The 18,385-nt window shown below is 70.8% G+C and carries 20 protein-coding genes; 17 read left to right on the plus strand and 3 right to left on the minus strand.

The features are described from left to right. The 8 genes from panD (at position 1) to CLV71_RS36335 (ending at position 7,877) form a co-directional block, all read left to right on the plus strand. Positions 1-408, plus strand: a complete 408-nt coding sequence (gene panD / locus CLV71_RS36300) for an aspartate 1-decarboxylase (protein ID WP_133907421.1) — start codon at positions 1-3, stop codon at positions 406-408. Then, a complete protein-coding gene (locus CLV71_RS36305; protein ID WP_133907422.1) occupies positions 405-2,072 on the plus strand; it encodes an ABC transporter ATP-binding protein in 1,668 nt (555 codons plus the stop codon). Before panD ends, CLV71_RS36305 begins: the two co-directional genes overlap by 4 nt. After that, entirely contained in the window at positions 2,069-3,829 is a 1,761-nt protein-coding gene (locus CLV71_RS36310; RefSeq protein WP_133907423.1) for an ABC transporter ATP-binding protein, read from the plus strand. Before CLV71_RS36305 ends, CLV71_RS36310 begins: the two co-directional genes overlap by 4 nt. Before the next feature lie 36 nt (positions 3,830-3,865). Beyond that, positions 3,866-4,876: an ABC transporter substrate-binding protein gene (locus CLV71_RS36315; RefSeq protein WP_133907424.1), complete on the plus strand. Its 1,011-nt coding sequence runs from the start codon at positions 3,866-3,868 to the stop codon at positions 4,874-4,876. Positions 4,877-4,885: 9 nt separating this feature from the next. Then, a complete protein-coding gene (locus CLV71_RS36320) occupies positions 4,886-5,095 on the plus strand; it encodes an MbtH family protein (RefSeq protein WP_133907425.1) in 210 nt (69 codons plus the stop codon). 119 nt (positions 5,096-5,214) lie between these two features. Beyond that, positions 5,215-5,544: a VOC family protein gene (locus CLV71_RS36325; protein WP_133907426.1), complete on the plus strand. Its 330-nt coding sequence runs from the start codon at positions 5,215-5,217 to the stop codon at positions 5,542-5,544. A gap of 252 nt (positions 5,545-5,796) precedes the next feature. Then, positions 5,797-7,266 carry an aminotransferase class I/II-fold pyridoxal phosphate-dependent enzyme gene (locus CLV71_RS36330; protein WP_133907487.1) on the plus strand — a complete coding sequence of 490 codons (1,470 nt, stop codon included), beginning with the start codon at positions 5,797-5,799 and terminating at the stop codon, positions 7,264-7,266. Positions 7,267-7,388: 122 nt separating this feature from the next. Further along, positions 7,389-7,877: a DivIVA domain-containing protein gene (locus CLV71_RS36335; RefSeq protein WP_208297928.1), complete on the plus strand. Its 489-nt coding sequence runs from the start codon at positions 7,389-7,391 to the stop codon at positions 7,875-7,877. A 5-nt stretch (positions 7,878-7,882) separates the two neighbouring features. Here CLV71_RS36335 and CLV71_RS36340 read toward each other — a convergent pair whose 3' ends face one another. Then, positions 7,883-8,383 carry a MarR family winged helix-turn-helix transcriptional regulator gene (locus tag CLV71_RS36340; RefSeq protein ID WP_208297929.1) on the minus strand — a complete coding sequence of 167 codons (501 nt, stop codon included), beginning with the start codon at positions 8,381-8,383 and terminating at the stop codon, positions 7,883-7,885. Between the two features lie 40 nt (positions 8,384-8,423). On the opposite strand from CLV71_RS36340, the gene CLV71_RS36345 reads away from it, so the two are divergent. The 4 genes from CLV71_RS36345 to CLV71_RS36360 all read left to right on the plus strand — a co-directional run bounded on the left by CLV71_RS36345 (position 8,424) and on the right by CLV71_RS36360 (position 11,120). Next, positions 8,424-9,344 carry an EamA family transporter gene (locus CLV71_RS36345; RefSeq protein ID WP_243867086.1) on the plus strand — a complete coding sequence of 307 codons (921 nt, stop codon included), beginning with the start codon at positions 8,424-8,426 and terminating at the stop codon, positions 9,342-9,344. Continuing rightward, entirely contained in the window at positions 9,286-10,293 is a 1,008-nt protein-coding gene (locus tag CLV71_RS36350; RefSeq protein ID WP_243867088.1) for an LLM class flavin-dependent oxidoreductase, read from the plus strand. Before CLV71_RS36345 ends, CLV71_RS36350 begins: the two co-directional genes overlap by 59 nt. Positions 10,294-10,360: 67 nt before the next feature. After that, positions 10,361-10,696 carry an ArsR/SmtB family transcription factor gene (locus CLV71_RS36355; protein WP_133907430.1) on the plus strand — a complete coding sequence of 112 codons (336 nt, stop codon included), beginning with the start codon at positions 10,361-10,363 and terminating at the stop codon, positions 10,694-10,696. Further along, positions 10,686-11,120: an SRPBCC family protein gene (locus tag CLV71_RS36360; protein ID WP_133907431.1), complete on the plus strand. Its 435-nt coding sequence runs from the start codon at positions 10,686-10,688 to the stop codon at positions 11,118-11,120. The genes CLV71_RS36355 and CLV71_RS36360 overlap by 11 nt, the downstream gene beginning before the upstream one ends. On the opposite strand, the gene CLV71_RS36365 is transcribed toward CLV71_RS36360, so the two are convergent. Beyond that, entirely contained in the window at positions 11,071-12,393 is a 1,323-nt protein-coding gene (locus tag CLV71_RS36365) for an MFS transporter (protein ID WP_133907432.1), read from the minus strand. The two genes, CLV71_RS36360 and CLV71_RS36365, sit on opposite strands and share 50 nt — an antisense overlap. Before the next feature lie 67 nt (positions 12,394-12,460). Between CLV71_RS36365 and CLV71_RS36370 the strand changes: the two genes are divergently transcribed. Further along, positions 12,461-13,411: an Lrp/AsnC family transcriptional regulator gene (locus CLV71_RS36370; RefSeq protein ID WP_133907433.1), complete on the plus strand. Its 951-nt coding sequence runs from the start codon at positions 12,461-12,463 to the stop codon at positions 13,409-13,411. On the opposite strand, the gene CLV71_RS36375 is transcribed toward CLV71_RS36370, so the two are convergent. Further along, positions 13,401-13,781 carry a DoxX family protein gene (locus CLV71_RS36375; protein ID WP_133907434.1) on the minus strand — a complete coding sequence of 127 codons (381 nt, stop codon included), beginning with the start codon at positions 13,779-13,781 and terminating at the stop codon, positions 13,401-13,403. The two genes, CLV71_RS36370 and CLV71_RS36375, sit on opposite strands and share 11 nt — an antisense overlap. A gap of 63 nt (positions 13,782-13,844) precedes the next feature. Between CLV71_RS36375 and CLV71_RS36380 the strand changes: the two genes are divergently transcribed. From CLV71_RS36380 to kdpB, 4 genes are all read left to right on the plus strand, one after another. Continuing rightward, complete coding sequence (locus CLV71_RS36380) at positions 13,845-14,318, plus strand: MarR family winged helix-turn-helix transcriptional regulator (RefSeq protein ID WP_133907435.1); 474 nt, start codon at positions 13,845-13,847, stop codon at positions 14,316-14,318. A 278-nt stretch (positions 14,319-14,596) separates the two neighbouring features. Further along, a complete protein-coding gene (gene kdpF, locus CLV71_RS36385) occupies positions 14,597-14,698 on the plus strand; it encodes a K(+)-transporting ATPase subunit F (RefSeq protein ID WP_133907489.1) in 102 nt (33 codons plus the stop codon). Then, entirely contained in the window at positions 14,698-16,359 is a 1,662-nt protein-coding gene (gene kdpA / locus CLV71_RS36390) for a potassium-transporting ATPase subunit KdpA (RefSeq protein ID WP_133907436.1), read from the plus strand. The genes kdpF and kdpA overlap by 1 nt, the downstream gene beginning before the upstream one ends. Further along, positions 16,356-18,383: a potassium-transporting ATPase subunit KdpB gene (kdpB, locus tag CLV71_RS36395; protein ID WP_133907437.1), complete on the plus strand. Its 2,028-nt coding sequence runs from the start codon at positions 16,356-16,358 to the stop codon at positions 18,381-18,383. The genes kdpA and kdpB overlap by 4 nt, the downstream gene beginning before the upstream one ends. Positions 18,384-18,385 lie beyond the last annotated feature (2 nt).

The following is an 18,385-nucleotide window of genomic DNA, read 5'->3' on the forward strand; positions in this document are numbered from 1 at the left end:
ATGCGACGCACCCTGCTGAACGCCAAGATCCACCGCGCCACCGTCACCCAGGCCGACCTGCACTACGTCGGCTCGCTGACGATCGACGCCGACCTGATGAAGGCGGCCGACATCGTCGAGGGCGAACAGGTCCAGGTCGTGGACATCACGAACGGTGCCAGGCTGGAGACCTACGCGATCACCGGAGACGCCGGGTCCGGCGTGATCGGGATCAACGGGGCGGCGGCACACCTCGTGCACCCGGGTGATCTAGTGATCATCATGACCTACGCGCAGCTGGAGCCGAGGGAGATCGCGGCCCACCGGCCGACCGTCGTCCACGTCGACGACGCCAACCGGCAGGTGCTGGTCGGCGTCGACCCGGCACAGCCGGTTCCCGGGGCGGCGGCGCAGGTGACGGGACGGTGACGACCTGGGCGGTGCTGCGTGGCGCGCTCCGGGGCCAGCGCAGGCATGTCTGGTGGGCGTCGCTGCTCACCGGCTCGCACCAGGCGTGCGAGGCGGCCGTCCCGGTCCTCATCGGCCTGGTCATCGACGACGCCGTGGCCGCCGAGGGCTACGGGCGGCTGCTGTTGTGGCTCGTGGTGCTGGCCGCCGTGTTCGCGGTGCTGTCCTACAGCTTCCGGTTCGGGGCGCGGCAGGCGGAGCGCGCGGTCGAGCAGGCAGCGCACGAGCTGCGGCTGTCGCTGGCCGCACGGGTGCTGGATCCCCTGGGCGGCGCGGAGAAGGGGCGCCTGCCCGGTGAGCTGACGAGCCTCGCGACGGGCGACGCGATGCGGGTCGGCGCACTCGCGCGTGCGGTGGCCTACGGGGTCGCGGCCCTGACCGCGGTCGTGGTGGGGGCGGTGGCGCTGCTGTGGATCTCGGTGCCGCTGGGGTTGTTCGTGCTGCTGGGCACGCCCCCGTTGCTGTGGCTGGCGAACCTGCTCGGCAGGCCGCTGGAACGACGCAGTGAGGCCGAACGCGAGCGCGCGGCCAACGCGTCGGGTGTGGCGGCGGACCTGGTGAGCGGCCTGCGGGTGCTCAAGGGCCTCGGCGCGGAACCGGTGGCGATCCGCCGCTACCAGGAGACGAGCCAGGACGCGCTGGTGGCGACCGTGCGGGCGGCGGGGGCGAAGGCGTGGCACGACGGCGGGATGCTGGCGCTGAACGGCATCTTCCTGGCCCTGGTCGCGTTGATCGGCGGTCGGCTCGCGGCGTCGGGGGACCTCAGCATCGGCGGCCTGATCGCGGCGGTGGGGCTGGCGCAGTTCCTGATCGGGCCGCTGACGAACTTCGTGTGGGTCAGCTCGGAGTTCGCGCAGGCACGGGGATCGGCGGCCCGGCTGGCGGTCATGCTGTCGACGCCGCCCGCGGTGGCCCAGGGCGCCGGGACGTTGCCCGCCCCGGCGCGGGGCGAGGTGCGCCTGCGTGCGGTGGCCCACGCCGAGCTGACGGGCCTGGACCTGCACGTGCGGGCGGGAGAGCTGGTGGGGGTGGTGACGCCGGACCCGGCCGTGGCGCAGGCGTTGCTGGCGTGCCTCGGACGTGAGGTGGACCCGGTGTCGGGGGCGGTGGAGCTGGACGGGGTGGCGCTGCCGGACCTGGAGATCGACCACGTGCGGTCGGTGATGCTGGTGGCCGCCCATGACGCGGACCTGTTCGAGGGCAGCCTGATCGCGAACGTGTCGTCGGCCACGGTCGACGATCGGGTGCTGGCGGCGGCCGGCGCGGACGAGGTGGCCAGCGCCCTGCCGGACGGTGTGGACACGGAACTGACCGAGCGGGCACGGTCACTGTCTGGCGGCCAACGCCAGCGCGTGGCACTCGCCCGCGCACTGGCCGTGGACGCCCCGGTCCTGGTGCTGCACGACCCGACCACGGCCGTCGACGCCGTGACCGAGGCCCGCATCGCCGACGGCATCAGGGAACTACGCGAAGGCCGGACCACGATCATGGTGACCACGAGCCCGGCCCTGCTCGCGGTGGCCGACCGGGTGGTGGTCCTGGAAGCGGGCACGGTGACCGCCGAAGGCGCCCACCAGGACCTGGCCACCACGAACGAGACCTACCGAACGGCGGTGCTCGCGTGAGTGCGAACCTGCTCCCAACGGCCACTCCCGCGCGGACCAGGGCCGTCGTCCGGGAGATGGTGCGGCCACACAGGAAGCTCGCCGTCACGGCGTTCGTGGTCATCCTCGCCGGTACCGCGGTCGGGCTCGCCACCGCGCCACTGCTGGGGCGCATCGTCGACATCGTCGTGTCGCGCTCACCCGTCGGGGACATCACCCTGCCCGTCATCCTCCTCGGGCTGACGGCCGTCGGGCAGGGTGCGCTGACCGGGCTCGGGACCAACCTCGTCGCGCGGGTCGGTGAGCGGGTGCTCGCCAGGCTGCGGGAACGGTTCATCGACCGGGCCCTGCGGCTCCCGCTCGAACAGGTCGAGCGCGCCGGCTCCGGCGACCTCACCTCCCGCGTCACCGACGACGTCACGGTCATCGCCGAGGCCGTCCGCGACGCGCTGCCCGCGCTCGCCCGTGCCTCGCTCACCATCGCGCTCACGTTGGGCGGCATCGCCGTGCTCGACTGGCGATTCCTCCTCGCCGCGCTGCTCGCCGTGCCCATCCAGGCGCACACCGTCCGCTGGTACGCGGGCACCGCCGCGCCGCTCTACGCCCGCCAGCGCGTCACCGTCGGCGTCCTGTCCCACCAGCTCCTCGACACCATCGGCGCAGGTCAGACGGTCCGGGCGTTCCGCATCGCCAACGAACACCTCGGGCGCGTCGGCAGGAAGTCCCAGGGCGCCATCGACATCGCCCTGCGGGCCGCGAGGCTGTGGACACGCTTCTACGGCCGCCTCAACCTCGCCGAGTTCGTGGGCCTCGGCGCGGTGCTCACCACCGGTTTCCTGCTGGTGCGCAGCGGTGACGTGTCCGTGGGCACGGCCACCGCGGCCGCACTGTACTTCCACGGCCTGTTCAACCCGATCAACGTCGCGCTCGCGCTCGTCGACGACGCCCAGGCCGCGATGGCGAGCCTCGCGCGGCTCGTCGGCGTGGCCGAGACTCCACCACCCGCGGAACCCGCCGAGCCCGCGACCCCGGCGGACGCGTCGGTCGCCGTCACGGACGTCCGGCACGCCTACCGCGCGGGCGAGGAGGTCCTGCACGGCGTGGACCTCGACCTCCGGCCGGGCGAACGGGTCGCGCTCGTCGGTGCCAGCGGCGCGGGCAAGACGACCCTCGCCAAGCTCATCGCCGGCATCCACGCGCCGGCGAGCGGGGACATCCGCGTCGGCGGCGCCCACCTCGACGACCTCGGCCCCACCGCGACCCGGCAGGCCGTCGTGCTCGTCACGCAGGAGGTCCACGTCTTCGCCGGTCCGCTCGCCGACGACCTGCGCCTCGCCAAGGCCGACGCCACCGACGACGAGCTGGCCGACGCACTGGAGAAGGTCGGGGCACTCACCTGGGTCCGCGCACTGCCGGACGGGCTCGCCACGGTCGTCGGCGAGGGTGGGCACCGGCTCACGACTGCGCAGTCGCAGCAGCTTGCGCTCGCGCGGCTCGTGCTCGCCGACCCGCCGATCGTGATCCTCGACGAGGCCACCGCGGAGGCGGGCAGCGCGGGCGCGCGGCTGCTGGAGGGCGCGAGCGTCGCCGCACTGCACGGCCGCAGCGCACTGGTCGTGGCGCACCGGCTCACCCAGGCCGCGTCGGCCGACCGGATCGTCGTGCTCGACGCGGGACGGGTCGTCGAGTCCGGCACGCACGACGAGCTGGTCACCGCGGGCGGCCACTACGCCACTCTCTGGGAAGCCTGGTCCGCCAACCGCGCCTCGGTGAAGTAAGGTGTGCCTACCCTAATTCGACTGAGCGAGGTTGCCATGCCGTACCGCCCCATCAGCCGCCGAGGCTTCCTGTTCGCCACCGGTGGCCTCGCCGCCGCCGCGGCCCTCGCAGGCTGTGGCGAGGACACCCCCGCCAACGCGTCCGGCAGCGGCGCCTGGGAGTTCACCGACGACCGAGGCACGAAGGTCAAGCGGGACGAGCGGCCGGAGAAGGTCGTCGCGTACGTCAGCTCGGCCGCGGCGCTGTGGGACTTCGGCGTGCACCCGGTCGGCGTGTTCGGCCCGCAGAAGACGGCGGACGGCGAGAAGGAGCTCCAGGCGGGCAACATCGACCTGTCGAAGGTCACCTCGCTCGGCAACGCCTGGGACGACTTCGACGTGGAGAAGTTCATCGGGCTGGGGCCGGACCTGCTGGTCACCGGCCTGACGGGCACCAAGCCGACGGACCTGTGGGCCATCACGCCCGAGACCGGCACCAAGGTCGAGAAGACCGCGCCGATCCTCGCGCTGTCGGAGTACAAGGTGTCGCTGCCGAAGGTCATCTCCCGGTACGAGGAGCTGGCCAGGGCGCTCGGTGCCGACGTGGAGTCCTCGACCGTGAAGTCGGCGAAGGAGGAGTTCCAGGCGGCGTCGGACGAGCTCCGTGACGTGGCCAAGGCCAAGGCGGGCCTGAAGGTGCTGGTCCTGTACGCGGACAAGGACGGCATCTACATCGCGAAGCCGGAGTTCTTCGCCGACCTGTCCTACTACCGGGAGCTGGGCCTGGACATCGTCGCCGGTGGCGGGTCGGAGGACTACTGGGAGCAGCTGAGCTGGGAGCAGATCGGCAAGTACCCCGCGGACCTGATCCTGACCGACACCAGGACGTTCGCGCTGAGCCGCCAGCAGATGGCGGAGTACCCGACGTGGACGGCGCTGCCCGCCGTGTCCGCGGGGCAGGTCGGCGACTGGTCGGCTGAGCCGCGCTTCAACTACACGCTCGCCGCCCCCGTGATCCGCGACCTGACGAAGGCCGTCAAGGGCGCCCGTACCGACATAGCGGCATAGGAGGTTCCGATGACGAACCCGTTCGAGGACCCGGACGGCACCTACCTGGTGCTCGTGAACGACGAGAACCAGCACAGCCTGTGGCCGTCCTTCGTGGACGTCCCGGACGGCTGGCGCACCGCCCACGGACCCGCCGGCCGCCAGGCGTGCCTCGAGTACGTCGAGCAGCACTGGACCGACATGCGTCCGCAGAGCCTGATCGACTCCATGGGGGAGTGACCGTCACCCCGGCCGACCGGCCACCTGCCCTGGGTGGTTCCGGCACGGACCACGTGTCGAGTTCCCGCGCGGACGTTCGTCCTCGGGTGTCAGTCTCACTCACCCGGAAGGACGGACGCATGTCCGGAGAGATCAACTGGATCGAGCTGCCCGCCGCCGACGCCGCGAAGGCGAAGGCCTTCTACGGCAGCCTGTTCGGCTGGACGACCATGGAGTTCGGACCCGACTACCACCTCATCCAGAACGGCCCGGCCGGGGCGATCACCTCCGGTGACTCCTCCCACCCGCGTGTGTACTTCGCCACTGACGACATCGAGGCGTCGGTCCGGCGGGTGCACGAGCTGGGCGGCAGGACCGAGGACGTACAGACCATTCCGGACGTCGGCAGGGTCACCGACTGCACCGACGACCAGGGCACCACGTTCAGCCTCTACGAGCCGAGGGCCTAGCCGCAATGCCGGTCGTTTAGATCGCCAAGGGTCTGCTTGTGGATCTTGGTCGTGCCTGTTTCCGCTGGTCGCCGATCGTCGAGTTGATCTTGCACTGGCTTAAACGACCGGCATTGGGCCTAGCCGGTGTCGCCGACGCCACCCCCGCTGTTGGCCGCGGGGGAGGCGCCGGCTGGACGTGATCTGCTACGCATGGGGCATGAGCGGAGCCAATCATCGGTGTTCGGGCGAGGGGGCGGCATGAGCCAGCACATGACGCCGGACGAGTTCCGTGAGTACGGCAGGCAGGTCGTCGACTGGGTCGCGGACTACATGGAGGGCGTCGAGAAGCTGCCGGTGCGGTCGCAGGTCGCGCCCGGTGACGTCCGGGCCGCCCTGCCCGCCCACCCGCCGGAGCGCGGCGAGGGCTTCGGCGGCGTCCTCGCCGACCTCGACCGGATCATCGTGCCGGGGCTCACCCACTGGCAGCACCCCGGCTTCTTCGCGTACTACCCCTCGAACGCCAGCGGCCCGGCGATCCTCGGCGACCTGCTCTCCAGCGGGCTCGGGGTCCAGGGGATGCTCTGGGCGACCAGCCCGGCCTGCACCGAGCTGGAGACGGTCGTCGTCGACTGGCTCGCCGAGCTGCTCGGGCTGCCCGACCACTTCCGCACCGACAACGTGGGCGGCGGTGTCATCCAGGACTCCGCGTCCAGCGCGAGTCTCCTCGCGATCCTCGCGGCGCTGCGGCGCACCGGTGACGCCGCGGAGCAGGGCCTCACCGGCAGGCACACCCTGTACGTCTCCACCGAAACCCACTCCTCGCTCGCGAAGAGCGCACGCATCGCGGGCATCGGCGCCGACAACGTCCGCGTGGTCGGCGTCGACCCCGCGACGCTCGGCATGGACCCCGAGCGGCTCGACCGCATGCTCGCGGAGGACATCGCGGCCGGGGCGACACCCGTGCTCGTCTGCGCGACCGTCGGCACCACCTCGACCGCCGCCGTCGACCCCGTGCGGGCGATCGGCGAGATCTGCCGCAGGCACGGTGTGTGGTTGCACGTCGACGCCGCGTACGCCGGGGTCGCCGCCGTCTGCCCCGAGCTGCGCGGGCTCAACGACGGTGTCGCCGAGTACGCCGACTCCTACGCCACCAACCCGCACAAGTGGCTGCTCACCAACTTCGACTGCACCGTCATGTGGGTCGCCGACCGCGCCCCGCTGACCGGCGCGCTCGCCATCCACCCCGAGTACCTGCGCAACGCGGCCACGTCCTCCGGCGCGGTCGTCGACTACCGCGACTGGCAGGTCTCCCTCGGCCGCCGGTTCCGCGCGCTGAAGCTGTGGGCCGTCCTGCGCTGGTACGGCGCCGAAGGACTGCGCGACCACATCCACAAAGGACTCGAGCAGGCGGCCAGGCTCACCGCCTGGATCACCGACGACCCGGACTTCGAGCTGCACGAGCCGCAGACGCTGGGCCTCGTGTGCTTCCGCCCGCTCTGGGCGGGCGGGGACGAGGACGCCGCCACGATGCGGCTGATGGAGGCCCTCAACGACAGCGGCGCGCTCTACCTCACCCACACCAGGGTCGCCGGGCGGGTCGTGCTGCGGATGGCGCTCGGCGGGGTGAGGACGGAGGCCGAGCACGTGCGCGCCGCCTGGGAGGCGATCCGTGCGGAGCACGCGCGTACAGTCGTCGGGGAGACGGCGGTCGTCACGGGCCGGTCTGACCTTATTACTTGACGAATTCGGATTTGTAATTCGAGATTCGTTTCGGTCAGGCGGTTGACACGTCGCCTACCATCGTTCGAGCCGGGGCAGTGATATCACTTCGTGATGTCGCGCGAGTGAAGCGGGGACGCAAGGTGGCCAGATCAGACCAGGTGACCGCCGATGACGTGCGGTCCGTCGTCTTCGACCAGTCGAGGAGGATGGCACGCGGTTATAGCGAGGAGCAGGTCGACGCATTCCTCGACCTCGTGGCCGACACGATCGAGGCCCTGACGGCAAAACTCGCGGATAAGCAGGCCGACACGGGACGTGTAATAAGCGAAGCACACCGTAACGCGGAGACGATCGTGCGCCGTGCCCAGGCCACGGCGGAACAGATCGAGGACGAGGCCCGTCAGCGGGCCGCCCGCATGGTCGCCGACGCCTCCCGTCGCATGCCGATGCCGCCCCCGCCCCAGCAGCCCCCGCCCCCGCCCATGCCGCCGCAGATCAACGAGGAGTTCGCCGCGGCGGCGGTCGCGGTCGGCACGCGGATCGGCGGGATAAGGGACGCCCTCAGTGCCGAGCTGGCGAGCCTCTACCGGCTCATCGGCCAGGTCCAGAACAACGGAATGCGCCGCTAGGCGTATCAGACTGCGCCATTCGGCTCAACGTCGTCCAACCATCTGGTAAGCAGCGTCTCCAGTTGGTTTTTCTCGTTCTCGCTCAGCGTCGAGAGCAGCCGGTGCTCGTTGGCCATGTGCTCGGTGAACGCGCGGTCGATCAGTTCTCGCCCGGCTTTCGTCAGCGCCACCACCCGCCCGCGCCCGTCCGCCGCGCTGTGTCGCCTGGTGACCAGCCCGTCCCGCTCCAGCCGGTCGAGCCGCTTGGTCATGGCACCCGTGGTCACCATCGTGAACCGCGCCAGCTCGCCCGGCGCCCGCTCGAACGGCTCGCCTGCCCTCCTGAGCGCGGCGAGCACGTCGAACTCGCCCTCGCCGAGCCCGTACCGGCGGTAGACGACGCAGAGCTGCTCGGTGAGGTGCCCGGCGAGCCGGTGCAGCCGCCCGATGACTCCCTGCGGGCTGACGTCCAGGTCGGGGCGCTCCCGAGCCCATTCGGCCTGGATTCGTGCGACGTGGTCGTTCACGGACCTGACTATACCTTCCGAGGAAGCTATAGTAGCTTCCGTGGAAGCTAAATGGGTGGCCGTCACGGCGGTGGCCCCGGTCGCCTGGGGCTCGAACTACTACGTCACACACGAGTTCCTGCCCGCCGGACATCCGCTGTACGGGGCGCTGTTCCGGGCGTTGCCTGCCGGCCTGCTCCTGCTCGCGGTCCACCGGCGGCTGCCCACCGGTGCGTGGTGGTGGCGCTCACTCGTGCTGGGCACCCTCGACGTCGGCGCCTTCTTCGTGCTGATCTACGTCGCGGCGCAGCTGCTGCCGACGAGCGTCGCCGCCACGGTCATGGCCACCTCGCCCGTGGTGATGATGCTGTTCGCGTGGCTGGTGCTGTCCGTGCCGCCACGGGGCAGGCAGCTGCTCGGCGCCGCGCTCGGCATCGCGGGCGTGGGCCTGATGCTGCTCACCGGCGCGGTGGCGGCCGACCCGCGTGGTGTCGCGGCCTCCGTCGCCGCGATGGTCATGTCGTCCTACGGCTACGTCCTGACCAAGAAGTGGGGCGACGGCGTGGATGTGCTGTCCCTCACGGCATGGCAGCTCATCGCGGGCGCCCTGGTGCTCCTGCCGGTCGCGGCCGTCGCGGAGACACCGCCCCGGCTCGACGGTCCCGCGGTGCTCGGCTTCGCCTACGTCACCATGGTGGCGACCGCGCTGGCGTTCGCGGCGTGGTTCGCGGGTCTGCGCCACCTCGACGCGGGCACGGTCGGCCTGGTCGGCCTCCTCAACCCGGTCACCGGCGTGCTGCTGGGTACCGCCGTCGCCACCGAGACGCTGTCGACGCGCCAGCTGATCGGGCTGGCGCTCGTCATCGCGGGCATCCTCGTCCCACATGCTGGACGACGCGGTTCGCGGAGCTACGATCGGCGACGTGGCGAAACCGTTGCGGAAACTGGGCTTCCTCACCATCGGGCTGTTCGACGAGGCTGACCCCCGCCGTGGCCACCAGTCCACACTGGACATGATCGGGCTCGGCGAACGACTCGGCCTCGACAGTGCCTGGCTGCGGCACCGGCACCTGCAGTTCGGCATCTCCTCGCCGGTCGCGGTCCTCGCCGCCGCGTCGCAGATCACCGACCACATCCACCTCGGCACCGCGGTAACGCCGCTCGGCTGGGAGAACCCGCTGCGCCTCGCCGAGGACCTGTCCACTGTCGACGTCCTCTCCGGCGGCAGGCTCAACCCCGGCGTGAGCGTCGGGTCGCCCATGCACTACGACGACGTCAAGGGCACCCTCTACCCGGACACGGCCGACGTCGAGGACTTCACCTACCGCAGGGTCGAACGGCTGCTCGCCATCGTCGGAGGCGAGCGGGTCACGGGATTCCGTGGCACCGAAGGGTTCGAGGAGTTCTCCGACCACGTCCAGCCGCACTCGCCCGGCCTGCGTGACCGCATGTGGTACGGCGGCGCCGGTCTGCGGTCGGCGGAGTGGGCGGGCGAGCACCGGATGAACTTCCTGACCAGCAGCGTGGTCCGTGCCGAGGACGGGTTGTCGGACTTCGCGGAGCTCCAGCGGCGCCACATCACCGCGTTCCGCGACAGGCACCCGGAAGGCCGTGTCTCCCAAGGACTCGTGGTCATCCCGACGGACAGTGCCGACGCCGGCCAACGGGCGCGGTACGCCGAGTACGCGGCGAAACGCCTGCCCCGCACCCGTGCGCCCCAGGGGCCGGGACGGCTGCTGTTCTCGCCCGACTACGTCGGCACGTCGGCGCAGCTCGCCGAGCGGCTGGCGGAACACGCGGCGTACCAGGAGATCGACGAGGTGGCGTTCGCGCTGCCGTTCTCCTTCGAACACGCCGACTACGTGCAGATCCTCACCGACATGGCCGAGCGGCTCGGGCCGGCACTCGGGTGGCGCCCGGCGCGGCGCTGAAGGTCGTCTCATCGGCGGTCGGGGACGCGGGGTTGACGACACTTCACACTTACCGTAAGTTTTGAGCATGCCGAGACCAGCCGCCACAGAGGACGTGTTCCGCGCGGTTGCCGACCCGACGAGGCGTGCGGCCCTGGAGATCCTCGGCCGCAGGCGGGACGTGCCCGTCACCGCGCTGGCCGAGGAGCTGGGGGTCGGGATGCCGATGCTGTCGCGCCACCTCGCGGTGCTGCGTGCGGCGGGGCTGGTCACCGAGCGGCGCGACGGGCGGCAGCGGCGCTACCGCATCGAGCCCGAGCCGCTGCGTGAGCTGTACGACTGGGCCGCCATCTTCCGCGACTTCTGGCCGGAGAAGATCGAGAACCTCCGGTCCTACCTCGAGAGGACGAGCAATGACACGTGACATCAGGGTGGACGTCGAGCTGCCCCACCCGCCGGAGGTGGTCTGGCGGGCACTGACCGACCCGGCCGCCCTGGCCGAGTGGATGATGCCGGTGGAGGACTTCGCGCCGGTGGTGGGCAGGCGCTTCACCGTGCGTGCCAGGCCGATGCCGGGCTGGGACGGCGTCGTGCACTGCGAGGTCACGGCGGCGGACGAGCCGAAGAACCTGGCCTACACGTGGCGGGGCAGCAAGATGCGTGCGACGACCACGGTGACCTGGACACTGACCGAGCCGTCACCCGGCCACACGCGGCTCCTGTTGGAGCACAACGGTTTCCCGGGCCTCGGCGGCGCCGTGCTCGCGCTCATGCACCGCGGCGGCTGGCGCAGGATGCTCACCACTCGCCTCGCGGGCCTTCTCGCGACGCGGTCGGCGACCCCATGAGCGCGGTGGTCGCCGCCGTCGCCACGACGAGGGCCGCCGCCAGCCAGAACGCGGGCGCCACCGAGTGACCGTGGAGGTAGACGCTGCCGAGGACCGCGACGCCGAGGGTGGCACCCAGCTGCTGCACCGCGTTCAGCAGACCGGCGGCCGAGCCGGTCTCCTGTGGACGGACACGGGACAGGGCGGTCGTGAAGAACGGCACGGTGAACAGGCCCAACCCGAGGCCGCCGAGCGCGAGTGCGCCCAGCAGCCCACGCGGCCACCCGATCGCCAGGAGGATCCCCGCCAGCAGCGACCCGAGCCCGGCGAACGCGACGCGCGAGCCGAACCTCGGCACGAGCCACGTGCCCGCGACCCAGGACGACACGGCCAGCCCGCCGGACCACGGCAGCAGTGTCAGCCCGCTGGTGAGCACGTCACGGCCCTCGTCGAGCTGCTGGTGCAGCACCACGACCAGCATGAGCCCGTTCATCACGGCGAAGAACAGCGTCGACGTGACGAGGGCGGCCGGGAAACCGCGGTCGTGGAACAGGCTCCGTTCGACCAGTGGGTGCCGCCGATTTCGCTGCTGGACGGCGAAGACCGCCAGCACGGCGGCACCCGCCGCGAACACGGGCCAGTGCCACCGGGTGATCAGCGGGTGGACCACGAGTCCGACACCCGCCGCGGCGAGCACGGTGCCCACGAGGTCCAGCCGCACCGGGGCCGCCGCGCGGTCCTCTGGCAGCAGCCTGCGGGCGGCGAGCACGGCCACCGAGATCGGCACGTTGACGAGGAACGCGACCCGCCAGGACGCGGCGTCGGTCAGCACCGCGCCGAGCACCGGACCGGTCACCGCGGAGACTCCCACCACCGGGCCGTTCCAGCCCAGCGCGGCGGCCAGTTCCGGCCCGGAGAACGCGGCCCTGATCAACCCGATGGTCTGGGGGATGACGAGTGCCGCGGCGGCGCCCTGGACCGCCCGCGCCGCGATCAACACGCCGGCGTCCGGTGCCACCGCGCAGCACAGCGACGCGATGGCGAACCCGGTGACGCCCGCGAGGAACAGCCTGCGGCGCCCGTACCGGTCGCCGAGCCTGCCGCCGGTGATCAGCAACACGGCGAACGGGAGCGTGTACGCGGCGCCGAACCACTGGATGTCGGACCGCGCGCCGCCGAGTCCTGCGTGGATGGCCGGGGCGGCGACCTGCGTGATCGTCGCGTCGAGGACGTTCATGGCCTCGGCCGCGAGCAGGACGGCGAGCGCGGCCCACCTGGTCGTTGTCACTTGCATGCCGGCCAACCTGGGCCCAGTATGAGCTTTGTTCCACGAAACGGGGTCGTATTGGACGAGATCTTCCATGCTTGACGACATCGACCGTGGTTTGGTCCACGCACTGCACCTCGACGCCAGGGCGCCGTTCAGCCGGGTCGGCGCCGTGCTCGGGGTGTCGACGCAGACCGTCGCCCGCCGCTACCAGCGGCTGCGGGCCGAGGTCGGCATGCGGGTGGTCGGCCTGCCGGACCCGGCCCAGGCCGGGTTGACGCAGTGGCTCGTCCGGCTCACCGCGCAGCCGGCCAGCGCGCGGACCCTGGCACGCTCACTGGCCCGCCGTCCCGACACGTCGTGGGTCAAGCTGACCTCGGGCGGCCTGGAGATCGTGGCGATCGTGCACACGCCGGTGAACGCGCCCAGCTCGATGCTGCTGCACGACATCCCGCGCACGGCGAGTGTCACGGCGGTGTCGGCGCACTTCCTGCTGCACACCTACCTCGGCGGCCCGACCGCGTGGCGCGGCAGGATCAACGCACTGGACGCGGAACAGCAGCGGTCGCTGCGGCTGCCGGACCGGGTCGCCACCGACGAGCCGCTGTCGCGGGCGGACCACGCGTTGATCGCCGCCCTGCACCACGACGGCAGGCTCGGCAACGCGGGTCTCGCCGCCGCGACCGGGCTCTCGCAGGCCACCGCCGCCCGCAGGCTGGCGGATCTCCGTGCCAGGGGTGCCGTGTTCTTCGACGTCGAGATCGACGCGGCCCACTACGGCGCCACGACGCAGGCGTTCCTGTGGATGGCGGTCACGCCGGCCGACCTCGACCGGGTGGCGACGGTGCTGGCCACGCACGAGGAGCTGGCGGTCGTCGCGGCCACGACCGGGCCGACGAACCTGACCGCGCACGCGCTGTGTGCCGATCCCGCCGCGCTGCACCGGTACCTCACGCACCGGCTCGGCGCGCTGCCCGCCATTCACACGCTGCACACGGCCCCGGTGCTGGAGACGGTGAAGGCGGTCGGTCCACTCAGGACGTGAAGGAGTACGGGCCGAACCGGAGGATGGCGACGACCGCGGACAGGATCAGCAGGACCACCGCCGGTGCCATGGTCTTGGTCTCCTTGCGCCGGACGTGGACGATGACCGCGCCGACCATCGTGACGGCGAGGCCGAGCGCGGCGATCGGCACGAGCACGGGCGCGATGTCGAGGAGGGCGGGCAGGATCAGGCCGATCGCGCCGAGGATCTCCACCACGCCGATGAACTTGACCATGCCGGGCGAGAAGTCCTCGGTCCACGCCATGCCCGCCTTCGCGAGATCCTCCCGCGAGCGTGCGACCTTCATGAAGCCGGCACCGAGGAACGCGGCGGCGAGTACGCCGGCGATGATCCAGAGCACGACGTTCATGCGACCTCCTTGACTTGAACCTTCAACCGAAGAGTACGTGAAGTGTCAAGTTATCCTTGGCTCATGGAGGAACCACGCTGGCTCAGCGAGGAGGAGCGGCAGACCTGGCTCGCGGTGGTCGGCCTGCTCGTCCGCCTGCCGTCGGCGTTGGACGCGCAGCTCCAGCGGGACGCGGGGATCAGCAACTTCGAGTACCAGGTCATGGCCGGGCTCTCCGAGTCGCCGGACCGCTCGATGCGCATGAGCGACCTGGCCGCGCTGTCGAACGGCTCCCTGTCGCGGATGTCCCATGTGGTCAAACGGCTGGAGCGGCAGGGCTGGGTGGAACGGGGCCCCGATCCGAGTGACGGCCGCTACACCATCGCCACCCTCACCCACGACGGCTACCAGAAGGTCGTCGATGCCGCCCCCGGTCACGTGGCCGCCGTGCGCAGGCTCGTGTTCGACCCGCTCACGAAGCCGCAGACCCGCCAGCTCCGTGAGATCGGCCACCGCGTCCTGAATGCCGTCGACCCCGACGGAACCTGCCCTTCCTGACGGCGCGTTCGGATTTCGTAAAGGCACCCGGCGCCGCCGTCAAGGTCCCGTCAGGACCTCACAAAGACCCCTGAACGCGATACAGACTCGCGTCGTTCGGTCGCCATCGGGGCGGCCCACACGGAGGGGGCATGCGCTGATGGCCGACCTGGCCTGTGCCGTGCTGCTGATCACCGCGTTCGTGATCCTCGGACTGACGTTGCGGGGGTTGGAGAAGCTGTGAGCAGAGCTTGCGGAGCGAACCATCGGACACCGAACGACCGTCGCGAGGCGTGGTCGTGAACGGGGCCGGTGTTCTCGCGAACGTCGTCGGTGGCGTGCTCGCGTTGCTGCTGATCGGCTACCTGTTCGTGGCACTCGTGCGGCCGGAGAAGTTCTGATGTCCTCCACTGTGGCCGGTCTGCTGCAGGTCGGTCTGCTCGTGCTCGCGCTCGCCGCGGTGTACAGGCCGCTCGGCGACCACATGGCGCGTGTCTTCCAGTCCGACAGGCACCTCGCCGTCGAGCGGGTGATCTACCGGGTCGGGCGGGTGAACCCGGACAGCGAACAGCGGTGGCCGGTGTACGCCGCCGGTGTGCTCGGCTTCTCCCTCGTGTCGGTCGTGCTGCTGTACCTGGTCCAGCGGCTGCAACCGTTGCTGCCGTTCGACTTCGGGCGCGGCGCCGTCGAACCCGGCATCGCGTTCAACACGGCGGTCAGCTTCGTCACGAACACCAACTGGCAGTCGTACGTGCCGGAGGCCGTGATGGGGCACGCGGTCCAGATGCTCGGGCTGACGGTGCAGAACTTCGTGTCGGCGGCCGTCGGGCTCGCCGTCGCGATCGCGCTGGTGCGCGGGTTCACCCGGTCGGCCTCCGACCGGCTCGGCAACTTCTGGGTCGACCTCGTGCGGGGGACGGTCCGGATCCTGCTGCCGCTCGCGTTCGTCTCCGCGATCGTGCTGGTCGCGCTGGGGGTGGTGCAGAGCCTGAGGTCCGGACTGGACGTGACCACCGTGGATGGTCAGGCGAACCGCATCGCGCTCGCACCGGCCGCGTCGCAGGAGGCCATCAAGGAACTGGGCACCAACGGCGGCGGCATCTTCAACGCCAACTCCGCGCACCCCTTCGAGAACCCCAACGGCTGGACGAACCTCGTCGAGATCTTCCTGTTGCTGGTCATCCCCGTCTGTCTCACGCGTACGTTCGGCACGCTCGTCGGCAACCGCGGACAGGGCCACGCGCTGCTGTCGGTCATGGGCCTGCTGTGGGCCGCCATGCTGACCGTGATCTGGTGGGCCGAGGCACATCCGAACGGCCCGGCCGCGCTGCTGGCAGGCGTCACCATGGAGGGCAAGGAGGTTCGCTTCGGCGTCGCGGGCTCGGCGTTGTTCGCCGACAGCACCACCGGCACGTCGACCGGAGCCGTGAACTCCATGCACGACAGCTACACCGGCCTCGGTGGCGGCGGCACGATCCTGAACATGCTGTTCGGCGAGATGACGCCAGGCGGCGTCGGCACCGGCCTGTACAGCATCCTCGTGATGGCGATCATCGCCGTGTTCATCGCGGGGCTGATGGTCGGCCGCACGCCCGAGTACCTCGGCAAGAAGCTCGGCAGGCGCGAGGTGACGGCGGCCGCCATCTCGATCCTGGCCATGCCGACGGTGCTGCTGCTCGGCGCGGGCATCGCGATCATGCTGTCCGGCACACCCGGCTACCTGGCCAACGACGGCGCCCACGGCTGGTCGGAGGTGCTCTACGCCTACACGTCGGCGGCCAACAACAACGGCAGCGCGTTCGCGGGCATCACGGTCACCAGCCCGTGGTTCCAGTCCTCGCTCGCGGTCTGCATGCTCATCGGCAGGCTCGTCCCCATCCTCGCGGTGCTCGCACTCGCCGGATCCCTTGCCAGGCAGAAGAAGATTCCTGCCACCTCGGGCACGCTGCCGACGCACGGCCCGCTGTTCGGCACGCTGCTGACCGGCACCGTGGTCCTGGTGGCGGCTCTCACGTTCATCCCAGCACTCGCTCTGGGTCCGATCGCAGAGGCTCTCGCATGACGACGACGACAGAACGCCCCTTACCCGATGTGGGGCGGCACAAGGAAGAGGCGCGGCACATCGGCGCAGGAGTGTTCAGCCCACGGCAGCTGCTCGTGTCCTTCCCCGACGCGCTGCGCAAGCTCGACCCCCGCCACCAACTGCGCAACCCGGTCATGTTCGTGGTGTGGGTCGGGTCGGTGCTCTCCACCGTGTTCGCGATCGGCGACCCGTCGACGTTCACGATCCTGGTCACGGTCTGGCTGTGGTTCACCGTCCTGTTCGCGAACCTCGCGGAGGCGGTGGCCGAGGGGAGGGGCAAGGCGCAGGCGGAAACCCTGCGCCGCACGAAAAAGGAGACCATGGCGCGGCGCCTCCTGCCGGACGGGACCGAGGAGTCCGTGCCTGGCGTGGCACTCGCGGTCGGCGACCTCGTCGTCGTCGAGGCGGGCCAGGTCATCCCGGGCGACGGCGACGTCGTCGAGGGCATCGCGACCGTCGACGAGTCGGCCATCACGGGCGAGTCCGCGCCGGTGATCCGCGAGTCGGGTGGCGACTTCTCCTCGGTGACCGGCGGCACCACCGTGCTGTCCGACCGGATCGTGGTGCGGATCTCGACTCGGCCCGGCGAGTCCTTCGTGGACCGGATGATCGCGCTGGTCGAGGGCGCCCAGCGGCAGAAGACGCCCAACGAGATCGCGCTGACGATCCTGCTGTCGACGCTCACGATCATCTTCCTGCTCGCGGTCGTGTCACTGCAGCCGATCGCCCGCTACTCGGGCGGGGTGCAGTCGGTGATCGTGCTGACCGCGCTGCTGGTCTGCCTCATCCCGACGACGATCGGCGCGCTGCTGTCGGCGATCGGCATCGCGGGCATGGACCGCCTCGTGCAGCGCAACGTGCTGGCCACGTCGGGCCGCGCGGTCGAGGCCGCCGGTGACGTGTCGACCCTGCTGCTGGACAAGACCGGGACCATCACCTTCGGCAACCGGCGGGCGACCGAGCTGATCCCGATCGAGGGGACGTCGCCGGACACCCTCAAGGCTGCCGCCCGGCTGGCGAGCATCGCCGACACCACACCGGAAGGCCGCTCGGTCCTGGAGCTGTGCGGCGGCCCGGTGGAGGTGGTGGAACCACACGAGTTCGTGCCGTTCACCGCGCAGTCCAGGATGAGCGGCGTCGACATCGGCGACCGCCACATCCGCAAGGGCGCGGCGAGTGCGTTCCCGTCCACCGACGAGTCCGCCCGGATCGTGGCCGAGATCAGCGCGGGCGGCGGTACCCCGCTCGTGGTGGCGGAGAACGAGAAGGTGCTCGGGGTGATCCGCCTGTCCGACGTGGTGAAGCCCGCCATGAGGGAGCGGTTCGCCGAGCTGCGGCGGATGGGCATCCGGACCGTCATGATCACCGGCGACAACCCGTTGACCGCGAAGGCGATCGCGCAGGAGTCCGGTGTGGACGACTACCTCGCCGAGGCGCGGCCCGAGGACAAGATGGCCCTGATCCGCGAGGAGCAGGAGGGCGGCAGGCTCGTCGCGATGACCGGTGACGGCACCAACGACGCCCCGGCCCTCGCGCAGTCGGACGTCGGCGTCGCCATGAACAGCGGCACGTCGGCCGCGAAGGAGGCCGGCAACATGGTCGACCTCGACTCGGACCCGACGAAGCTGATCGAGATCGTCGAGATCGGCAAGCAGCTCCTGATCACGCGTGGCGCGCTCACCACGTTCAGCGTGGCGAACGACCTCGCCAAGTACTTCGCGATCCTGCCTGCCATGTTCGCGGGCATCTTCCCGCAGCTGGACCGGCTGAACATCATGAACCTGCACTCGCCGTCGTCGGCGATCGTGTCCGCGGTGGTGTTCAACGCGCTCGTCATCATCGGGCTGATCCCGTTGGCACTGCGCGGGGTTCGCTACCGCCCGACGACGGCGACCGCGCTGTTGCGGCGAAACCTGCTCGTCTACGGGCTCGGCGGTGTCGTCACGCCGTTCGCGGGCATCTGGCTCATCGACCTCGTCGTCCGACTCGTCCCTGGAATGTGATC

This window comes from Actinophytocola oryzae, from assembly GCF_004364325.1.
GTDB classification, from domain to species: Bacteria; Actinomycetota; Actinomycetes; order Mycobacteriales; family Pseudonocardiaceae; genus Actinophytocola; species Actinophytocola oryzae.

Bases quoted from the DNA above. Each gene is read 5' to 3' on its own strand.
- kdpA (WP_133907436.1), top strand. From the start codon at position 14,698: ATGTCCTCCACTGTGGCCGGTCTGCTGCAGGTCGGTCTGCTCGTGCTC.
- CLV71_RS36320 (WP_133907425.1), top strand. From the start codon at position 4,886: ATGACGAACCCGTTCGAGGACCCGGACGGCACCTACCTGGTGCTCGTG.
- CLV71_RS36315 (WP_133907424.1), top strand. From the start codon at position 3,866: ATGCCGTACCGCCCCATCAGCCGCCGAGGCTTCCTGTTCGCCACCGGT.
- panD (WP_133907421.1), top strand. From the start codon at position 1: ATGCGACGCACCCTGCTGAACGCCAAGATCCACCGCGCCACCGTCACC.
- CLV71_RS36325 (WP_133907426.1), top strand. From the start codon at position 5,215: ATGTCCGGAGAGATCAACTGGATCGAGCTGCCCGCCGCCGACGCCGCG.
- kdpB (WP_133907437.1), top strand. From the start codon at position 16,356: ATGACGACGACGACAGAACGCCCCTTACCCGATGTGGGGCGGCACAAG.
- CLV71_RS36375 (WP_133907434.1), bottom strand. From the start codon at position 13,781: ATGAACGTCGTGCTCTGGATCATCGCCGGCGTACTCGCCGCCGCGTTC.
- CLV71_RS36360 (WP_133907431.1), top strand. From the start codon at position 10,686: ATGACACGTGACATCAGGGTGGACGTCGAGCTGCCCCACCCGCCGGAG.
- CLV71_RS36330 (WP_133907487.1), top strand. From the start codon at position 5,797: ATGACGCCGGACGAGTTCCGTGAGTACGGCAGGCAGGTCGTCGACTGG.
- CLV71_RS36370 (WP_133907433.1), top strand. From the start codon at position 12,461: ATGCTTGACGACATCGACCGTGGTTTGGTCCACGCACTGCACCTCGAC.
- CLV71_RS36380 (WP_133907435.1), top strand. From the start codon at position 13,845: ATGGAGGAACCACGCTGGCTCAGCGAGGAGGAGCGGCAGACCTGGCTC.
- CLV71_RS36355 (WP_133907430.1), top strand. From the start codon at position 10,361: ATGCCGAGACCAGCCGCCACAGAGGACGTGTTCCGCGCGGTTGCCGAC.
- CLV71_RS36365 (WP_133907432.1), bottom strand. From the start codon at position 12,393: ATGCAAGTGACAACGACCAGGTGGGCCGCGCTCGCCGTCCTGCTCGCG.